20 protein-coding genes are annotated in these 19,091 nt (G+C 56.8%); 11 read left to right on the plus strand and 9 right to left on the minus strand.

What is annotated here, in order from left to right:
• Positions 1-8 precede the first annotated feature (8 nt).
• The gene (locus AUQ41_RS12370; protein WP_063088686.1) at positions 9-980 is read right to left on the minus strand and encodes a nucleoside recognition domain-containing protein; all 972 of its coding nucleotides are present in this window, start codon (positions 978-980) and stop codon (positions 9-11) included.
• Between the two features lie 77 nt (positions 981-1,057).
• Here AUQ41_RS12370 and AUQ41_RS12375 point away from each other — a divergent pair, with 77 nt between their 5' ends.
• From AUQ41_RS12375 to phbB, 6 genes are all read left to right on the plus strand, one after another.
• The gene (locus tag AUQ41_RS12375) at positions 1,058-1,615 is read left to right on the plus strand and encodes an Lrp/AsnC family transcriptional regulator (RefSeq protein ID WP_232308385.1); all 558 of its coding nucleotides are present in this window, start codon (positions 1,058-1,060) and stop codon (positions 1,613-1,615) included.
• A gap of 186 nt (positions 1,616-1,801) precedes the next feature.
• Positions 1,802-2,032: a hypothetical protein gene (locus AUQ41_RS12380; RefSeq protein WP_143588663.1), complete on the plus strand. Its 231-nt coding sequence runs from the start codon at positions 1,802-1,804 to the stop codon at positions 2,030-2,032.
• Positions 2,033-2,163: 131 nt separating this feature from the next.
• The gene (locus tag AUQ41_RS12385) at positions 2,164-3,675 is read left to right on the plus strand and encodes a multicopper oxidase family protein (RefSeq protein ID WP_063088688.1); all 1,512 of its coding nucleotides are present in this window, start codon (positions 2,164-2,166) and stop codon (positions 3,673-3,675) included.
• A gap of 41 nt (positions 3,676-3,716) precedes the next feature.
• The gene (locus AUQ41_RS12390; protein ID WP_063088689.1) at positions 3,717-4,157 is read left to right on the plus strand and encodes a DUF411 domain-containing protein; all 441 of its coding nucleotides are present in this window, start codon (positions 3,717-3,719) and stop codon (positions 4,155-4,157) included.
• A gap of 312 nt (positions 4,158-4,469) precedes the next feature.
• On the plus strand, positions 4,470-5,642 hold the full coding sequence (locus tag AUQ41_RS12395) for an acetyl-CoA C-acetyltransferase (RefSeq protein ID WP_063088690.1): 1,173 nt from the start codon (positions 4,470-4,472) through the stop codon (positions 5,640-5,642).
• A gap of 247 nt (positions 5,643-5,889) precedes the next feature.
• Positions 5,890-6,612 carry an acetoacetyl-CoA reductase gene (gene phbB, locus AUQ41_RS12400; RefSeq protein ID WP_063088691.1) on the plus strand — a complete coding sequence of 241 codons (723 nt, stop codon included), beginning with the start codon at positions 5,890-5,892 and terminating at the stop codon, positions 6,610-6,612.
• Positions 6,613-6,703: 91 nt separating this feature from the next.
• Here the strand turns inward: phbB and AUQ41_RS12405 are convergent, their stop codons facing one another.
• The 4 genes from AUQ41_RS12405 to AUQ41_RS12420 form a co-directional block, all read right to left on the minus strand.
• Entirely contained in the window at positions 6,704-7,333 is a 630-nt protein-coding gene (locus AUQ41_RS12405; RefSeq protein ID WP_063088692.1) for a nucleoside triphosphate hydrolase, read from the minus strand.
• Positions 7,334-7,367: 34 nt separating this feature from the next.
• Positions 7,368-8,162, minus strand: a complete 795-nt coding sequence (locus tag AUQ41_RS12410; protein ID WP_063088693.1) for an ATP-binding cassette domain-containing protein — start codon at positions 8,160-8,162, stop codon at positions 7,368-7,370.
• Complete coding sequence (locus AUQ41_RS12415) at positions 8,159-9,241, minus strand: ABC transporter permease (RefSeq protein ID WP_063088694.1); 1,083 nt, start codon at positions 9,239-9,241, stop codon at positions 8,159-8,161. Before AUQ41_RS12415 ends, AUQ41_RS12410 begins: the two co-directional genes overlap by 4 nt.
• 173 nt (positions 9,242-9,414) lie before the next feature.
• Positions 9,415-10,443 (minus strand): sugar ABC transporter substrate-binding protein, encoded by a 1,029-nt coding sequence (locus tag AUQ41_RS12420; protein ID WP_063088695.1) that lies wholly within the window; start codon positions 10,441-10,443, stop codon positions 9,415-9,417.
• Positions 10,444-10,669: 226 nt separating this feature from the next.
• Between AUQ41_RS12420 and AUQ41_RS12425 the strand changes: the two genes are divergently transcribed.
• Entirely contained in the window at positions 10,670-11,917 is a 1,248-nt protein-coding gene (locus AUQ41_RS12425; RefSeq protein WP_008889437.1) for an ROK family transcriptional regulator, read from the plus strand.
• A 12-nt stretch (positions 11,918-11,929) separates the two neighbouring features.
• Here the strand turns inward: AUQ41_RS12425 and gloB are convergent, their stop codons facing one another.
• Positions 11,930-12,700 carry a hydroxyacylglutathione hydrolase gene (gene gloB, locus AUQ41_RS12430; RefSeq protein ID WP_063088696.1) on the minus strand — a complete coding sequence of 257 codons (771 nt, stop codon included), beginning with the start codon at positions 12,698-12,700 and terminating at the stop codon, positions 11,930-11,932.
• Between the two features lie 113 nt (positions 12,701-12,813).
• Here gloB and AUQ41_RS12435 point away from each other — a divergent pair, with 113 nt between their 5' ends.
• Both AUQ41_RS12435 and AUQ41_RS12440 read left to right on the plus strand, forming a co-directional pair.
• Positions 12,814-13,644 carry a class I SAM-dependent methyltransferase gene (locus AUQ41_RS12435; protein WP_063088697.1) on the plus strand — a complete coding sequence of 277 codons (831 nt, stop codon included), beginning with the start codon at positions 12,814-12,816 and terminating at the stop codon, positions 13,642-13,644.
• 76 nt (positions 13,645-13,720) lie between these two features.
• Entirely contained in the window at positions 13,721-14,560 is an 840-nt protein-coding gene (locus tag AUQ41_RS12440; protein WP_063088698.1) for an ABC transporter substrate-binding protein, read from the plus strand.
• A gap of 99 nt (positions 14,561-14,659) precedes the next feature.
• Here AUQ41_RS12440 and AUQ41_RS12445 read toward each other — a convergent pair whose 3' ends face one another.
• The 3 genes from AUQ41_RS12445 to petA are packed head-to-tail and all read right to left on the minus strand — an operon-like array spanning position 14,660 to position 17,260.
• Positions 14,660-15,436: a cytochrome c1 gene (locus AUQ41_RS12445; protein ID WP_063088699.1), complete on the minus strand. Its 777-nt coding sequence runs from the start codon at positions 15,434-15,436 to the stop codon at positions 14,660-14,662.
• Complete coding sequence (locus AUQ41_RS12450; RefSeq protein ID WP_063088700.1) at positions 15,429-16,697, minus strand: cytochrome b N-terminal domain-containing protein; 1,269 nt, start codon at positions 16,695-16,697, stop codon at positions 15,429-15,431. Before AUQ41_RS12450 ends, AUQ41_RS12445 begins: the two co-directional genes overlap by 8 nt.
• 11 nt (positions 16,698-16,708) lie before the next feature.
• The gene (petA, locus tag AUQ41_RS12455; RefSeq protein ID WP_008889443.1) at positions 16,709-17,260 is read right to left on the minus strand and encodes a ubiquinol-cytochrome c reductase iron-sulfur subunit; all 552 of its coding nucleotides are present in this window, start codon (positions 17,258-17,260) and stop codon (positions 16,709-16,711) included.
• Between the two features lie 392 nt (positions 17,261-17,652).
• Between petA and AUQ41_RS12460 the strand changes: the two genes are divergently transcribed.
• Together AUQ41_RS12460 and hemF are read left to right on the plus strand one after the other, a co-directional pair.
• Complete coding sequence (locus tag AUQ41_RS12460) at positions 17,653-18,132, plus strand: tRNA (cytidine(34)-2'-O)-methyltransferase (RefSeq protein WP_063088701.1); 480 nt, start codon at positions 17,653-17,655, stop codon at positions 18,130-18,132.
• 62 nt (positions 18,133-18,194) lie between these two features.
• Positions 18,195-19,073, plus strand: a complete 879-nt coding sequence (hemF, locus tag AUQ41_RS12465; protein WP_063088702.1) for an oxygen-dependent coproporphyrinogen oxidase — start codon at positions 18,195-18,197, stop codon at positions 19,071-19,073.
• Positions 19,074-19,091: the final 18 nt, after the last annotated feature.

The raw sequence follows: 19,091 nt of genomic DNA on the forward strand, positions 1-19,091 counted from the left end.
GCCCGCTTTTAATCGGCATTTTCGGTGGCAAGTTGGGCGCGCTCCGGCGCCCAGCGCAGGGTCAGGCGCGCCAGAAGGGCGATGATGATCAGGGTCAGGATCACACGCCCGACAAGGACAACCCAGATATCGGCACCAAGCGCCAACATGATCGCCGTATCCTCGATCAGGGAATGCGACAGGGACAACCAGCTGAGCGACAGAAACAGCGTCCTTGGTGGATAGTTGTTCTTTCGTGCCTCATCAATGATCAGCGCCCCGCCATAGGTAATGCCCAGCAACACACCAATGGTGGTCACCGGTGCCACGTCGCGCGAAATGCCCGATATACGCAAGACCGGCATCATCGCCTGTGTGATGCGGGCCGTGACCCCGGTTTTCTCAAGCAGATCAAGCAGGATCAGCAAGCCGACAATCACGCCAAAGGTCACCAGAAGCGATTTGACCATTTGTAGTGACCAGTCGATCCAACCGGCCAGTCCACTGGCGGCAGTCGTGGTTTCACTCCCCGCCATCCATGAAAAATCAACCGGTTCGGACAGCCAGCCTGTCAGGTCACTCACCCAGGTCACCAGTGCGGCATATCCGATCGCGGCACCAACGCGAAGGGCGGTGGTCGCCCAAAAACTTGCCCCGGCCCGTTTGACAATCGCCTGTTCGACCGGCAGGCCGTGGGCAAACAGCATCATGGCACACAGTGCACTCAGCTGTGCCGCGGTCATATCAAGGTGCGCTGCCAGCCCGACAAAGGCGCCGACCGCACCATACATGCTGACCAAAACGCAGGTCGCCCAGATCAGCCCGGCCTCCGGCGGCAAACCGATCAGCGCCATCACCGGTGCCAGCCAATTGGATACCAGTTCAACCGCCCCGAATTCCTCGGCAATGCGGACAATCACCATCACGGGCAACATCACCTTGATCAGGGTGATGAACAGTTTCTGGCTGCGGTTGATCAGATCAAAGGCATAGCGATGCATGGGGCGGCAATCCGGTTAGGTATTGAGGGTTTTAATGGTGGTGGTGTGCGCATGTAAGGTCGTTCAAGGCCGCGATCATGCCACGGGTTTCTGATTTTTGTGCAGCGTATTTGCGCATCTTCGTGCAATATGAAAGCGTTGTTAAGCTGATTGGCGCGGTGGAGTTGCGTGATATGCCCGAACTGGATCAGATCGATACCAAAATCCTGCGCCAGTTGCAGGAAAACGCCGATATCCCCAATGCCGAACTGGCTGACCGGATCGGCTTGTCGCCGTCAGCCTGTTTGCGGCGCGTGGCCAAGCTGCGCCAATCAGGGGTGATCCGCAAAACCGTCGCATTGATTGACCCGGCACAGGTCGGACGTCCGCTGGGGGCGGTGATCAATCTTGAATTTCATCGTCACGGCAATCAGTTCCGGCAGGATTTTATCCGCAAGGTCCGCAAACTTGATGCCGTACGCCAATGCCATGTCGTCACCGGCGAAGTCACCGGGGTGATGATTTTGCAAATGCGCGACATGGCCGAATATACCGCCCTTTGCGAAACGCTGTTTGATGCCGACGACAACATCGTCTGGTATCGCACCTATATCATCACCGAAACGCTGAAGGATGAATTCGGACCGGCGATCTAGCCCGAACGTGAATGTCAGTGGTCGATATGATCAAGATCATGGACGCGCCAACCGGATCGCGATAGTTTTTGGCTTATGAACAAGCTGCTCCATATCTTCATGACACTGTGTTTGCTGAGCGCCTCGGTCGCGGGCATGACACATATATCTGCCTCCGCCGCGGCAATGCCGATGGCTGGGGCCAGCATGTCGCATGGAACCATGGAACAGATGATGGCTGATTGCGATGATTGCGCGGCGTCGCCACAGGTGGCCGATGCCTGCGATATCATCTGCGCTGTTCCGGCCGTGATTGCGCGCAAGGAACCGCTGGCAAACCTCCTTTCGGTCAAGCAGCTTCATATCCTGCCCGTGGCCCATCGCGCTGCTGGCATTACGCAACGCCCGGAAATCGCCCCGCCGCGCCTTATTTCCTGACCCGACCCGGTCTGTATCGGCATTGCCCAACAGACCGGCCAAGTGAGCGCGCCTTCGCGAAGGTGCTGCGCGCCAACCATTCCGGCATGTGCAATGCCGGGAAACTGTCATCTGTCAGGAAAGTCATCCTCATGAAGAACCTTTCCACTTTGCGCCCGTCACGGCGCCGTTTCTTGCAAACGCTGGGTGCCGGTGGCGTCACCGCCGCGGCCCTGTCCACTACTTTACCCGGGATGATCCCGGGCTTCGGGCGCGGCATGGCCCGCGCCGCCGAGACCGGGGGCGCTAAGCAAGTGACCGCCGCACCCGCCACGGCCCGCCTTATCCCCGGGGGTGCCATGCCAACACCAGTATGGGCATTTAACGGCACGGTGCCGGGATCGCTTTTGCGCGTCAAACAGGGCGAAGACGTCCATGTCCGCTTTGAAAACCAGCTTGCTGAGCCCAGCAGCATCCACTGGCACGGGGTGCGTGTTCCCAATGCCATGGATGGGGTGCCGGGCCTGACCCAAAAGCCGGTCGCACCGGGCGACACATTTGATTACCGCTTTAACGCCCGGGATGCCGGGACCTATTGGTATCATCCGCATATCAATTCACCGACCCAGCTTGCCCGTGGCCTCTATGGTGCCCTGATCGTCGAGGAAGCCGAACCGCTCAGCGTTGATCGGGAATTTGTCTGGCTGATCGATGACTGGCGTCTTGGGGAAAATGGCGAAATCGATCCGGTGTTTAACGCCGGGCACGATGTCGGTCATGCCGGACGCCTGGGTGGGCTTGTCACCATCAATGGTGTGGCAAATCCCGATACTTCGGTGCGCCCCGGCGAACGGATCAGGGTGCGCATGATCAACACCGCGAATGCGCGGGTCTTTGCCATCGATTTTGCAGGCTTGGCACCGCATCTGATTGCCCTTGATGGTCATCCGGTCACACCGCATGTGCCGGACCTGCCAGTCTTTTTATTCGCACCGGGCATGCGGGCTGATTTTATTGTTGATGTCCCGCCCGATGCGAGTGGCCAGTTTTCCCTGATCGACCGTTTCTATGACGGGCTTGAAAACCCGTTGGCAAACCTCCGGGTTGCGGGGGATCCGGTGCGTGGTGACGTTGCGCAAACCAGCATGACCTTGCCCGATAACCCGTTGCCCGAACCTGATCTGCAAAATGCCCGACGTGAACAGTTGCTTTATACCGGCGGCATGATGGGCGGTGGTGTGCTGCCTCATCTTGTCGAAACCGGCAAGATTGATGCCGGCTTCCTTGGTGAAGTGCGCGGTATGGCGCAATCGATGATGGGCATGATGACCGGCGGTGGCATCTGGATGGTCAATGGCCGCGATCCCGAACGTGATGAGCTAGGCCCGCTGTTTTCACTCGGCCGAGGGGAAAGCTGTGTCGTCACCGTCACCAATGCCACGGCCTGGTATCACCCGATCCACCTGCATGGTCATGCCTTCCGGGTGCTTTCACGCGACGGGCAACCAACCCGGTATCAGGAATGGCAGGATACCGTCCTTCTTGCCCCGGCAGAGCAGGCCGAAATCGCCTTTGTTGCCGACAACCCCGGCGACTGGATGCTTCATTGCCACATTCTCGAACACAAATTCGGCGGCATGTCCGGCTTCATCCGGACCGCCTGACCGCCCCAAAGCTGCAATCGAAAAACGACAGGATCAAAACCATGAAACGTTTCTTTGCATTTATGCTTACTCTCGGCCTCGCAACGATGAGTTTGTCCGGCCACAGCCACGCCAATCCCTTGCAGGCAAAAGTCTACAAGGATCCCAATTGCGGCTGCTGTGCGATCTATGCCGATTATCTTGTCGCACGGGACTATGAAGTCGAAGTGATCGAAAGCGATCAGGTTGTTCAGATGTCGCGCATGATGGGAATTCCCGAAGAAATGCAGGGCTGCCATCTGACCATGATCGAAGGCTATGCCATTTCCGGGCATGTCCCGTTTGAAACCATCGACCGCATCTTGGCAGAACGCCCGGATGCCAAGGCATATACCCTGCCGGGCATGCCGATGGGCTCGCCCGGTATGGGCGGGGTCAAGAATGCTCCGTTCGAAGTCTATCAGATCAACGACAACACCGCCGAGATCTACGACGTCCGCTAACCGCCTGTAAGGCCCGGCTCCGACGATGGGACCGGGCCTTATAAGTCGAAATTATGCGTGACATTGCCCTTAAAGTTGCGCACAGGGCTTGCGATCTCGCCGCTATAGGCACACACTCTATGTATCGCCTGCTGGGAGTCCTTTGATGCTCCTCGCTTGCAAGTTGTAGATATTGGACTGACCCGAAAGTGGTAGGTATCAGCGCTTGGAAATTTGCTGCGGCGCGGTAAGATTGAGGCTGGATCTGAGCAAGGCTCGTAACGACCTTCGCCCGATCTTTGGAAACGTAATCAGGATTAATCGGAGGATCTCATGACCGACGTCGTAATTGTGGGTGCCGCACGGACACCAATCGGCGCATTCAGTGGCACGCTGGCCAATACACCGGCGCACGATCTGGGTGCTATTGCCATCAAGGCTGCACTCGAACGCGCAGGCGTCGAAGGCGATGCTGTTGACGAAGTGATCCTTGGTCAGGTCCTGACAGGTGGCCAGGGTCAGAACCCGGCACGCCAGGCCGCCATCGGTGCGGGCATCTCTGATCGTACAACCGCGTTTCTGATCAATCAGGTTTGCGGTTCGGGCCTGCGCACGGTTGCCCTTGCTGCCCAGCAGATCATGACCGGGGATGCCAACATCGTCGTTGCTGGCGGTCAGGAAAACATGTCGCTTTCAACCCATGTCGCGCATCTGCGCGCCGGGCACAAAATGGGCGATGTCAAATTCATCGACAGCATGATCAAGGACGGCCTGTGGTGTGCCTTCAACGGCTATCACATGGGCAACACCGCTGAAAACATTGCCAAGAAATGGGGCATCTCGCGCGAAGAGCAGGATGAATTCGCCGCCGCCTCCCAGAACAAGGCCGAGGCCGCCCAGAAAGCCGGTCTCTTCAATGATGAAATCGCCCCGGTGACCATCGCGCATCGCAAGGGCGAAACCGTCTTTGATGCCGATGAATATCCGCGTCACGGTGCCACCGTCGACGGCATGGCCAAGCTCCGCCCGGCTTTCGATAAGGAAGGTACGGTGACGGCTGGTAACGCATCGGGCATCAATGACGGGGCGGCCGCCCTTGTTGTCATGTCGGCGGCTGAGGCATCCAAGCGTGGCCTGACCCCGCTTGCGACGATCAAAAGCTGGGCAACGGCCGGTGTCGATCCGGCGATCATGGGTTCCGGCCCGATCCCGGCTTCGAAAAAGGCGCTTGAAAAGGCCGGTTGGTCGGCCGCCGACCTTGACCTGATCGAAGCCAACGAGGCGTTCGCTGCCCAGGCTATTGCGGTTAACCGCGACATGGGCTGGGATACCGATAAGGTCAACGTCAATGGCGGTGCGATTGCGCTCGGCCATCCGATCGGTGCATCCGGCGCCCGTGTGTTCACCACATTGCTGCACGAAATGCAGAAACGCGATGCCAAAAAAGGTCTGGCGACGCTCTGCATTGGTGGCGGTATGGGGGTTGCGCTTTGCGTTGAACGCTAAGCGACCTTTTGCCGGAAAATAACAAATGCGGGGCGTCCTCTTGATGGGGATGCCCCGTTTGCATTGATGCAGAATTTGCTGCAGTGCGACGAAAGACTAAGCGCTTTTGTAGAATTCGAGGATGGAGAAGTAATAAAGTTACGTATATAACGCAATTTATGGATTAAAGTTGCGCAAGTCGTAGAAGGGCAAGCTACGGAAATCGCGATGATGACACGTTTGATGAACGAAGTTTAGGGAGGCGACCATGACAAAAACAGCACTGGTAACCGGTGGAACACGCGGGATCGGCAAGGCAATCAGTCTGTCACTCAAGGACGCGGGCTACACCGTTGTGGCGAACTATGCCGGCAATGACGAGGCCGCCAAGGCCTTCACCGATGAAACCGGCATTGCGACCTATAAATGGAGTGTGGCCGACGCCGATGCGTGTGCTGCTGGCATCGCCAAGGTCGAAGCCGAAGTCGGCCCGATTGATATTCTGATCAACAATGCCGGCATCACCCGCGACGGTTTCATGCACAAGATGGAGACCGAGCACTGGAACGCGGTGATCGACACCAACCTGAGCTCGCTCTTTTACATGACCAAACCGGTTCTTGAAGGCATGCGTGCACGCGGCTTTGGCCGTGTCGTCAATATTTCCTCGATCAACGGCCAGGCCGGTCAGTTGGGTCAGACCAACTATTCCGCTGCCAAGGCAGGCGTGCACGGCTTTACCAAGGCACTCGCGCAGGAAGTCGCGCGTAAAGGCATTACGGTCAACACCATTGCACCGGGCTATATCAATACCGACATGGTGGCAGCCGTTCCGGAAAAGGTGCTTGAAGGCATCATTTCCAAAATCCCGGTCGGACGACTGGGCGAAGCCGATGAGATCGCCCAGGCGATCCTCTATCTCTGCGGCCCGAATTCCGGCTTCATCACCGGCTCCTGCCTGTCGATCAATGGCGGTCAGCATATGTTCTGATGCTTTGGCCCATTGGGCGAGGCATCTCCGCTAAAGCAAACCGCCCTGCAGGAATGCGGGGCGTTTTCTTTTAGAGATGTCCGGTGATCGATCAGGACGGGCGCACGCGAATATCGGCAATTCCGGTCCCGCGTATCACGGTTTGCGCATTGGGAAGATCATTGCTGGTGGCTTTGTGCGTGGCGGTGGCGTCGTCAAAGCCAAAGCTGCGCCAACGTGCGATCAATCGGCTACGCAGTGTGTCTTCCGGCACATCAAGATAGATCGAAAGATCAAACAGGCCGTGAAGTTCGCTCCACGGAGATTGATCGAGAAGCAGGTAATTGCCCTCGACCAGAATGATCTTGTGATCAGGCGTAATCATCCTGGCCGAACCCCGCGATATTTCAAGTGTGCGGTCAAACAGCGGGACGTAAACGTCTTCGTTTGGCGCGTCGCGAAGTGCCGTCAAGGCGCGCTTGAGGCCGCCAACATCAAATGTCTCCGGCGCACCTTTGTGGGGCAGAAGGCCGCGGTCTTCCAGAATGCCGTTGTCAAAATGAAACCCGTCCATCGGCACCACAGCAGCCCCGGCTTTATCACCCCCCAGATGGTGATAAAGCCGGTCGGACAAGGTTGACTTGCCCGAGGCTGGTGCACCGACGATGGCCACAAGAATGCGGCCCTTGTCGGCGTGCTTGGCGCGAATGGCGTCTGCCAACGCGTCGAGATCAGGTGTCATGAAACTGGGCTTCTCATATCCGGGGTACGGTGTTTTATGCGGCGTCTTCTGTCGGTGGCTCTTTGGCCCCCGTCATGAAGGCAACCGCGTCTGACATGCTGTAATCATCGGGTTTGATGGTGCAAAGACGTTTGCCCAAGCGATGGACATGGATGCGATCGGCGACCTCGAACACATGCGGCATGTTATGCGAAATCAGCACAATCGGCATGCCGCGCGCCTTCACATCGGCAATTAGATCCAGCACGCGACGGCTTTCCTTAACGCCTAATGCGGCGGTCGGTTCATCCATGATCACCACACGCGATCCGAATGCCGCCGCACGGGCAACCGCAACCCCCTGGCGCTGCCCACCCGAAAGGGTTTCAACCGCCTGATTGATGTTCTGAATGGTCATCAGACCAAGATCGGTCAGTTTTTCACGCGCCAGACGCTGCATTTCCTTATGGTCCAGCGCCCCGAAATACTTGCCCATAAAGCCCTTCTTGCGAAGTTCACGGCCCATGAACATGTTGTCAGCAATCGACAGGGCCGGGGAAAGCGCAAGGTTCTGATACACCGTTTCAATGCCGGCTTCGCGGGCTTCCATTGGCGATGTGAACTGGATCGGCTTGCCATCAAGCTCGATACTGCCTTCATCAATGGTGACAGCCCCCGAAAGCGCCTTGATCAGCGATGATTTCCCCGCCCCGTTATCGCCGATCACGGCAAGAACCTCGCCGGGATAAAGATCAAAATCGGCATAGTTAAGGGCGGTGACACGACCATATCGTTTGACGATGCCGCGTGCCTTGAGAACAGGTTGCACAGATTGGGAAGTGTTGCTCATGACGACACCTTTCTGATCCACTGGTCAATGGCGACAGCAATAATGGTCAGCCAGCCGATGGCAAACACCTGCCAAAGAACATCCACCCCCGCAAGGCGAAGGCCGGAATTAAACACGCCAACAATCAACGCCCCGATCAACGGGCCAATGATCGATCCGCGCCCGCCAAACAGCGAGATACCCCCGATCACAACAGCCGTAATCGATTGCAGGTTGGCTTCCTGAAAACTCTGTGGCGAAACCGATCCAACACGCCCGATCGATGCCCATGCGCCAATCGCGCAAACCAAACCGGCAAGGCAATAAACCGTGATCAGGGTGCGGTTGGTGCGAATGCCCGAAAGTTCGGCCGCTTCCTTGTCATCGCCGATGGCATAAACATGCCGCCCCCAACTGGTGTGATTAAGGATGTACCAAAGCACCGCAAAGATCACCAGCATCAGGATCGACCCATAGGTAATCCTGGCCCCGCCAAGCGCGATGCTTTCGCCAAAGAATTTCAAAAGCGGGGCGATTTCATCAAGTGTCTGGCTTCGGATCGACTGTGCACCTGAAAGCCAAAGGTTGAGCGCAAAGAATATATTCCAGGTGCCGAGTGTCACGATAAACGGTGGCAACTTGATCCGGGTCACCAGGAACCCGTTCAGTCCCCCGGCACAGATCCCGCCGATACAGCCAATGATAATGGCAATCGGCGCTGGAATGCCGATGGTGACGGCAAGCTGGCCCATAATGACCGACATCAGAACCATGATCGCACCGACCGAAAGATCGATACCGGCGGTCAGGATCACAAGGCTTTGCGCCGCGGCCAGAATGCCGATGATCGATACCTGCTGCATGATCAGCGACAGGTTAAAGGGCGAAAAGAATTTACTGCCGGCGACAAAGCCGAAAATGATGATCGAAAATATCAGAACAATCACCGGCACCATGGTCGGGTTGCCGTGCAAAAAATGCTGCACGTTGCCGAAAAGACTGCGGTGTTTATGTTCGAATTGCGCGACGTTGCGGTCGCTGGATTCAAGCGCGTGCTCGAATTCCTGTTTCTGGCGCGACGATTTGGGTGTCTCGCTCATCGTTTCCTCCGGACCTGGTCGAAACCAGGATCAGGCATCCCTGATCCGTTCGCTGTCTCCCGCCCGGCTCTTGTGGCGGGTTCGGATGACATACCAAGTGTAAAGCAAAGTGGGACAAGGAGGGCAGGGGATAATGCTGCCCTCCTTCGAAGCAGGTCAGGATAAACCCCGGATTAACCCCAGCAGCGATCCATGCCCTCGGCAACGTCAATCGACGGAACGCCGTCAACCGGCTGATCGGTCACAAGGTTCACACCCGTGTTATAGAAGTTAAGGCCCTGGCTGTTCTGCGGCTTTTCACCGCTATCAGCCCATGCCTTGATCGCTTCGATCCCCTTGGACGCCATCAGCAACGGATACTGCTGCGAGGTTGCACCAATCACGCCATCCTTGACGTTGGCAACACCCGGGCAACCACCATCGACCGACACGATCAGAACACCGTCTTCCATGCCGAACGATTTCAGTGCCTCATAGGCACCGGCAGCGGCCGGTTCGTTGATGGTGTAAACAACATTGATGTCGGAATCGCGCTGCATCAGGTTTTCCATCGCAGTACGGCCGCCTTCTTCGTTGCCGTTGGTCACGTCATGGCCAACGATCCGGTCGTCATCCTCGTCCCCGATCTTGTTGGGGTCCTTGATGTCGATCCCGAAACCTTTCAGGAAGCCCTGATCGCGCAGCACATCAACCGACGGCGCACTCGGCGTCAGGTCAAGCAGGGCGATCTTGGCGTCCGCCGCCTTGTCACCAAGCTTGGCTGCCGCCCACTGACCAATCAGTTCACCGGCCTTGAAGTTATCTGTGGCAAAGGTCGCATCGGCGGCATCAATCGGCTCAAGCGGCGTGTCGAGTGCAATCACGATCAGGCCAGCATCGCGGGCCTTTTTGACAACCGGCACAATCGCCTTGGTGTCGGATGCGGTCAAAAGGATGCCCTTGGCACCCGATGCGATGCAAGACTCGATGGCCTGAACCTGAGTTTCATGGTCGCCATCAATCTTGCCGGCATAGGTCGACAGGTTAATGCCAAGTTCTTCGGCCTTGGCAGATGCCCCTTCCTTCATTTTCACAAAGAACGGGTTGATGTCGGTTTTGGTGATCAGGCAGGCGCCGATTTCGTCGGCTTTTGCGGCGTTCGGGGCCGCAGTCATACCCAGTGCAAGCGCACCAAGGGCGGCGCCAAGAAGTGCTTTCTTCATTTGTTTCCTCCCAGGACTGAACCTGAATATTTGGCCATTTGGGCCTGATTTTGCTGTTTTCCAACAGATCGTGACGCGCATTTTTTGTCGCGGGTCTTCAATCTGTATGGCCTTACGACACACCAAACCGGCGATCCTGTCAATTAATAAATCCGATTGATTTATTAATTAATCCTGTCACTCTGGTCGGTACTCAGGTTACCTAATGCCCGAGTGGGAGGAATATATGACTGACAGCATCTCTGCGAACCCGGACAATATCGGGGCGGATGATCGCAACGCGCGTCCCTTGCATCCGGGCGGGGGCGCAAACCAGTTGCGTGTGCGCGCTTATAACGAACGGCTTGTCTTGTCGCTCGTGCGCCGTAACGCCGGCCTTTCAAAGGCCGAAATTGCAAGGCTTTCCGGGCTGTCGGCCCAAACCGTTTCCGTCATCATGCGCGCTCTTGAAAAGGATGGGCTTTTGATGCGCGGCACACCGGTGCGCGGCAATGTTGGCAAGCCAAAGGTGCCGATGGCGCTCAATCCCGACGGGGTTTATTCCTTTGGGCTCAAGATCGGGCGACGCAGCACGGAATTGATCCTGATGGATTTCGTCGGATCGGTGCGGGCAACAAAACGCGAAGCGTATAAATACCCCACCCCCGATGGCATTCGCCGGTTCGTTCGTGGTGCCGTCGATGACATCCTGACCGGTCTTGATCGCAACCAGATTGACCGCATTGCCGGGGTCGGCATCGCGGCGCCGTTTGAATTGTGGAACTGGGTCGATGAGGTCGGCGCCCCGGTCGAAGACATGAATGCCTGGCGCGAGGTTGATCTGGTCGACGCCATTGCCGCCATCGTGCCGTTCCCGGTTTTTCAGCAAAATGATGCGACCGCCGCCTGTGGGGCGGAGCTTGTCTTTGGCCTTGGCCCGAACTATTCCGATTTCGCCTATTTCTTTATCGGGTCGTTTATTGGCGGCGGGGTTGTGCTTAATCAGGCGCTTTATGCCGGGCGGACGGGCAATGCCGGCGCCTTTGGCTCCATGCCGGTCTCCTCACGCAGCGGCCATCCCAGCCAGTTGATCGATCAGGCCTCGATCTTTGTGCTTGAACAGATGCTGACCCGCGAAGGCGGCGATCCGGCGATGCTGTGGCGCGATCCCGATTACTGGCATGGCCTTGGCAAGACGCTTGATATCTGGATTGAACACACCGCGCGCAGTCTGGCGATTGCCATCACCTCGGTCTGCTCGGTGATTGATTTCGAAGCCGTCATTGTCGATGGCGGCTTCCCGGCCGATGTCTGCGAACGGGTGGTGGCCGCAACCCGCGCCGCGATTTCCGAGCTCGATCTGCAAGGCATCGAACGCCCCCGCATCGAACAGGGGCGGGTCGGCAGTGCCGCACGCGCCATCGGTGCGGCAAGTCTGCCCTTGTTCTCGCGCTATCTGCTGGATCAGAACGTTTTGTTCAAACAGATGGCCTGATCCAACATCAACTTAGAAATTGTCTTTGCGTTTGCGAATCTCGGTAAAGATCGCAACCGGGCTTTCGCCACTCATCCCCAGTGCCGCGGCAACCGATGGCTCATCAGCGCGCAGGAACGGATTGGTTGCGAGCTCGACATCCAGACGCGATGGAATGGTCGGCAGGTTGCGTGCGCGAAGCCCGTCAATATCCTGGCACCGTGCGATCAGGATGGCGTTGTCGGGCTCAATCGTTTTGGCGAATTTCGCATTGGCCTGGGTATATTCATGGCCGCAATAGATCTGCGTGCTGGGCGGAAGATTGCGAAACTTCTGCAAGGAATGCCACATCTGTTCGGGCGTGCCCTCAAACAAACGCCCGCAGCCCAGCGCAAACAGGCTGTCGCCGGAAAACAGCGCGGTGATGGCCGGGAAATAAAACGCGATATGCCCGCTGGTGTGGCCCGGCACATCAAACACCCGTCCTTCCAGATCACCGATCAGAACCTGATCGCCCTCGCCGCACGTTTCATCCATGTTGGGGATGCGCGCGGTTTCGGCCGTCGGGCCCAGCAATTTCGCACCGTATTTCTCGATCAATTCGGCATTGCCGCCGATATGGTCATGGTGGTGATGGGTGTTGATCACCAGATCAAGGTTCCAGTCACGCTCTTCAAGGGCGGCAATCACAGGGGCCGCTTCGCCCGGATCAATGATGGCGGTGACTTCGCTGCGGTGGCAGCGCACAAGATAGGTGTAATTGTCTGAAAGACAGGGAATGACGATGACTTCACCGGCAGCCATGGCGTACCTCAAAATGTAATTTCTATGTTGGGGCAAGACTATCAGGATGTTGTGTCTTGAAACAATCACGCAAAAACATTCCCGTGCCGGACCGGGAATGATAGGCTGATCGCATGCGTCAGGATGTCGTTGATCTTCACCGTTTTTATGCCAGCAGTATCGGACAAGCCGCACGGCGTCTGATCCGCAGGCGTTTGCGCGTCATGTGGTCGGATGTCCGTGGCATGCGCGTCCTTGGTTTTGGCTATGCCACGCCGTACTTGCGCCCGTTTATTGGCGAGGCGGAGCGTGTCATGGCCTTCATGCCCGCCCAGCAGGGCTGCGTTCATTGGCCTGCGGGCGAAGACAACCGAGTGGCGCTGACCGAAGAAACCATGTTGCCGCTGCCTGATAGTTCGGTGGATCGCATTCTGGTCGTGCATCTGGTCGAACATACGGACTCGATGCGTCGCCTGATGCGCGAATGCTGGCGGGTACTGACGCCTAATGGCCGGATTGTCGTGGTGACACCGAACCGAAGCTCGCTCTGGTCATGGTCGGAAAAAACGCCCTTTGGCTATGGCCATCCTCATAGCGTTTCACAGCTGCAAAACCTGCTGCGCGAAAACATGTTCCTGCCGATCCAGCACAGCCGCGCCCTTTTCATGCCGCCGACCAATATGCGCCTTTTGCTGCGCTGGTCGCAGGTATTTGAAAATATCGGATCGCGCCTGTTCAAGGCCTTTGCCGGTGTCTCGATTGTCGAAGCCGGTAAGCAGCTTTACGCCAGCTCCGGCACGCCACAGCGCAAACGCCGTCTGGTCCATATCCCGGTGACGGTCCCGCCACTGCGCCCGGCCGATGGCAATCAACAGCACCGTGTGTCGCACGACCAGACCGATGAGCGTCAAGACAGCCCATCGGACGAAGACAAACCAGCACAGGCTTCGGCATCAGACCAGTAAGTCTGCAAAATCACGGCAGGTTTTGTTACATGATGATAATTGACAGGCACGCCATGATTGTCTGCATAATAACGTCATGTCATTGAAATCTGTTTTGCGAAACACAGTCAGGTTTACCGGACGCGCGCTGTTTGGCGGTGCGCTGTTACTGCCATTGCACGCCGTCGCAGAGCCGGTGCAAGACAGCAACATGCCCCGCACCATCACGCTGTACGCCGAAGACAGCAACGCACCATACGCGTTTCTCGATGGGGTGAGCCCCGAAGGCATTTATGTCCGCATCTTGCAGGAAGCATTTGATCGCCTGCCGGGCTATCAGCTCGATATTGTCAATGTGCCGTTCCGCCGCGGGATGGAGCTGCTCAAGGATGGCAAGATCATGGGGTTCTTTCCGCCTTACGCGCGCGGGGATCGCGACTGGATCGAACGCTATTCCATCCCGATTCTGCGCGAAACCGTCGTGGCAATCTGCAGCAAGGATTACGCGCAAAGCAACGATCTGAAGCGCTTCCCCGATGATTTCAAAGGGGCGCGTTTTGCCAACAACGCCGGATATCGTCTGGCCGGACCGGAATTCTTTGACATGGTCGAGGCGGGGGAGATTACCCTTGAAGAAGCCAACACCACCGCCAGCAACCTGCGTTTCCTGATGGCCGGTCGTGTCGATTGTTATGTCAATGAACGCATGGCCATTCTGGCCGGGATGCGCGAACTGGCCGTCGACAAGGCAGTCGCGCGTCTGTTTGACGAGGCCGCGATCATCGGGTACGAATTTGGCTATGTTGCCTATGGCCCGGACCCGGAGGGCAAATGGCCCTATCGCGACCAGTTTGCCGGCGCCCTTGATCGCGTGCTCAGTGACATGCTCGCAAGCGGCGATATCGACCGGCTGGTTGTTTCCTATTTCTCTTATTGATATCGCCCGCCATATCCTGCGGGGCGTCTGACCGGCGCACAAAAAAACAGGCCACCGAATGTCGGTGGCCTGTTTCAATATCGGGCAGATCAGGACGTCTTAGTGTTCGACGTCGCGCCAGATCTTGCGTTTGACCGCATACAGCATTGCCGTCAGAACCAGCAGGAACAGGATCACTTTCATGCCAAGCGCCTTGCGGGCTTCAAGCTCCGGCTGTGCCGTCCAGTTCAGGAAGGCGGTCACATCACGTGCATGCTGTTCCAGGGTCATCGGGGTGCCATCCGTGTACTCGACCGCTTCATCATAAAGCGGCGGTGCCATGGAGATCTGATGACCCGGGAAGTAGTGGTTGTAATACTTCCCATCCGCAAGGTCGAAGCCCTCTGGTGCTTCTTCCTCATAGCCGGTCAGAAGGCCGAACACATAGTCCGGGCCACCCACACGTGCCTTGTTCATCAACGAAAGGTCCGGCGGAATGGCGCCGCCATTGGCAGCCGCAGCTGCCTTTTCGTTGGGGAACGGAGACGGGAAGTAATCCGAAGCAAGACCCGGACGGGTGAACATGTCACCATCGTCATTCGGACCGTCTTCGATGTCATACTCGGCTGCAATCGCCTTGATCTGGTCTTCGTTGAACCCAATGCCTTCAAGGTTACGGAAGGCAATGAAGCGCAGGCTGTGACAGCCGGCACAGATGTTCTTGTAGACCTGGAAGCCACGCTGCAGCTGGGCACGGTCATAAGTGCCAAACAGACCCTGCCAGCTCCAATCCTGTGCCTCGGGCACCGGCTGATCGCCGGCAGCCTTGGCTGCACCACCAGTGAATGCGGTTACCGCGAAGGCGGCAGCAATTGCGGTCAGTGCGAACTTACGCATTTGCACCCTCCTTCAAAACAGATTCGCTGATGCTTGCAGGAAGCGGCTTGGTTCGTTCCATTTTTCCAACCAACGGCATAACCACAAGGAAGTGTGCGAAGTAATACAGCGTCGAAAGCTGACCCATCACGATGACTTTCAGACCCGGAATACCCAGGAAGTAGTCATCCGGTGCCTTCGCCCCGCAATAGCCGAGGATGAAGGTGTCGATCACAAACAGCCAGAAGAACCATTTGTAAACAGGACGGAATTTCGAGCTGCGCACCTTGGAGGTATCAAGCCACGGAATAACGAACAGGATCACGATCGAGGCAAACATCGCCAGCACGCCAAGCAGTTTTGCCGGAATGCCAAAGATGGTGAAATCGATCGACCGCAGGATCGCGTAGAACGGCAGGAAGTACCATTCCGGCACGATGTGCGGCGGTGTGACCAGCGGGTTCGCCGGGATGTAGTTATCCGGGTGGCCCAGGAAGTCAGGTGCAAAGAACACAAACACCGAGAAGAAGATCAGGAACACGCCCATGCCGTACAGATCCTTGATCGTGTAGTACGGATGGAACGGAATGGCATCCGCCGGGGTCTTGATCTCAACACCGGTCGGGTTGTTCGAGCGCACGGTATGCAGTGCCCAGACATGCAGGACAACAAGGCCCAGAATGACGAACGGCATCAGATAGTGCAGCGAGAAGAACCGGTTCAGCGTCGGGTTATCAACCGAGAAACCACCCCACAGCCAGGTCACCAGCGGATCACCGATGATCGGGAAGGCAGAGAACAGGTTGGTAATAACCGTTGCACCCCAGAAGGACATCTGGCCCCACGGCAGGACATAGCCCATGAACGCGGTTGCCATCATCGCAAGCAGGATCAGGATACCGATCCACCACAGCATCTCGCGCGGTGCTTTGTATGACCCGTAATACAGGCCACGGAAAATGTGAATGAACACAACGATGAAGAACATCGAAGCGCCGTTCATATGGATATAGCGGATCAGCCAGCCATAGTTCACATCACGCATGATGCGCTCGACCGACTCAAAGGCCATATCGGTATGGGGGGTGTAGTTCATCACCAGGAAAATACCGGTGAGGATCATCGTCACCAGAACAAAACCGGCCAGGGAACCGAAGTTCCACATATAGGACAGGTTTTTCGGGGTCGGATATTCGTATGCAGAGTGGTGCAACATGGAGATGACCGGAAGACGGTCGTCAACCCACTTGACCACTTTGTTGTTCCACTGAGGTGCGCTCATAAACCTGCTCCTTACCCGATCCGGACCGACGTGTCGGTCAGGAATTCATATTCCGGAACGACAAGGTTCAACGGCGCGGGGCCGCGGCGGATACGGCCCGACGTATCATAGTGCGAGCCATGGCATGGGCAGTACCAGCCATCATAATCACCACGGGTTTCGCCTGTGGCTGTGCCCATCGGAATGCAGCCCAGATGGGTGCAGACGCCGACGACGACCAGCCACTCTTTCTTTTCGACACGCGCATCGTCGGTCTGCGGATCGACGAGTTCGTTCAATGCGACGTCTTCAGCCTCATTGATTTCGCGTTCGGTACGATGGCGGATGAAGACAGGTTTGCCTCGCCACATGACCTTAATTGCCTGACCAACCGGGATGTTGGCCAGATTAACCTCAACCGAGGCAAGTGCGAGAACGTCCTTGGACGGGTTCATGCTGTCCACGAACGGCAACAACGCGCAACCAACGCCAACGGCGCCAACTGCTGTGGTCGCCAAGGTCAGGAAATCCCTGCGGTTCTCGTCCGGCTGGTGTTCGCCGGAGGAATGCACCGTTTGCGACATAATTAATCCCTCTTTCTGCCCCCAAAACAGGCATGCGGAATGCCAAACCAAGACTTAGGGCATTCATGTTTACATTCCATTGATGAAAATCAAACAATCTTGCCGCTCAAAGCCCTTAGGCCTGTTTGACGGTCCGTATACTAACAAAAATTCGGTTTGTTAAGGAGAACTTGGAGTTGCAAATTGTTTGCATTCAACAAGATCATTGGGTTTTGCGCTGCACAATTCGGTAAAACATAGCGTAATTGCGGGTATCGCGCCCTTTGTGCGCCAAGGACTTGTGGCTTTAGTTCTTCATATTCCAAAAAAGTCTAATAGCGGCGTTAACGGGTAATTATATGTCGCTGATGAACTGATTCGACATTTGTTCACCAACGATTCTAAAAGAAGCCATGAGAATTTGTTTATTCGAACCCGACATCCCGCAAAACACCGGCACCATCCTGCGCATGGCGGCCTGTTTTGGTCTGCCGGTCGATATCATCGAACCGTGCGGATTTCTTCTGACGTCCGGTGCGCTTAAGCGCGCCGGGATGGATTATCTCGAAAAGGCCGATTATATACGCCATGCCGACTGGCGCGCCTTTGTTGAGGCCCGCCAGGACGGAACGGTGCCGGGTCGTCTGGTGTTGCTGACGACCAAGGGGGCCGAACCCTATTGCGATTTTGAATTTCGCGCTGATGATATCCTGATGCTGGGCTCCGAAAGCAAAGGGGTACCCGACAGCGTCCATGATTATGTCGATGCCCGCGTCGTCATTCCGATGAAGCCGCACATGCGCTCGCTGAATGTCGCCATGGCAACCGCAATGACATTGGGCGAGGCGCTCCGACAAACCGATGGCTTTCCTGCAAGCCGACCGAGTGAATGAACCAAGTGAGTAACGCAATGACGGACGCAAAGCCGGACGCTAAGAGTTCTGCAAAACAGGCAATGAAGACGAGTACCGACCACAAGGTCGACGATGCCGTGATTGCCAAACGCAAACAGATCGCCCGGGACTGGTTCCGCCAATTGCGTGATGACATTTGCGCCAGTTACGAGGCGCTCGAGGACAGCTACGAAGGACCGCTTTCCGATCGCGCCCCGGGGCGGTTCGAACGCACCGTATGGGAACGCGGCGAAAACGAGGGCGGCGGCGAGATGTCGGTCATGAAGGGCCGGGTGTTTGAAAAGGTCGGGGTCAATATCTCGTTCGTGCATGGCGAATTTTCCGAAAAATTCCGCAAGGAAATCCCCGGCGCCGATGAAAACCCCAACTTCTGGGCGGCGGGCATTTCACTGGTCGCCCATCCATGCTCGCCCCATGTTCCGGCCGTGCATATGAACACGCGCCACATCGTCACCACCAAGGCATGGTTTGGCGGTGGGGCCGATCTGACGCCGGTTTTCCCGCAGGAAAAAGACACCGCTGATTTCCATGGCGCGCTTAAATCTGCCTGCGATGCCCATGGTGATGACTATTACGACCGCTTCAAAAAGTGGTGCGATGAATATTTCTGGCTGCCACACCGTAACGAACCACGCGGGGTTGGCGGGATTTTCTATGATTATCTGGATGCCGACTGGGATGCCGATTTCGCGTTCACCCAGGATGTCGGGCGGGCGTTTCGCGATATCTATCCGGAACTGGTCAAACGCCACTACAACAAAACCTGGACCGATGACGAACGCCGCGCCCAGCTGATCAAGCGCGGTCGCTATGTCGAGTTCAACCTTCTCCATGACCGCGGCACGCGCTTTGGCCTGATGACCGGCGGCAACACCGAAGCCATCCTGATGTCCCTCCCGCCGGAAGCAAACTGGCCGTAACGCCTTACACCGTCATCC

Source organism: Thalassospira sp. MCCC 1A02898 (assembly GCF_001618185.1).
In the GTDB taxonomy this organism is placed as follows: domain Bacteria; phylum Pseudomonadota; class Alphaproteobacteria; order Rhodospirillales; family Thalassospiraceae; genus Thalassospira; species Thalassospira tepidiphila.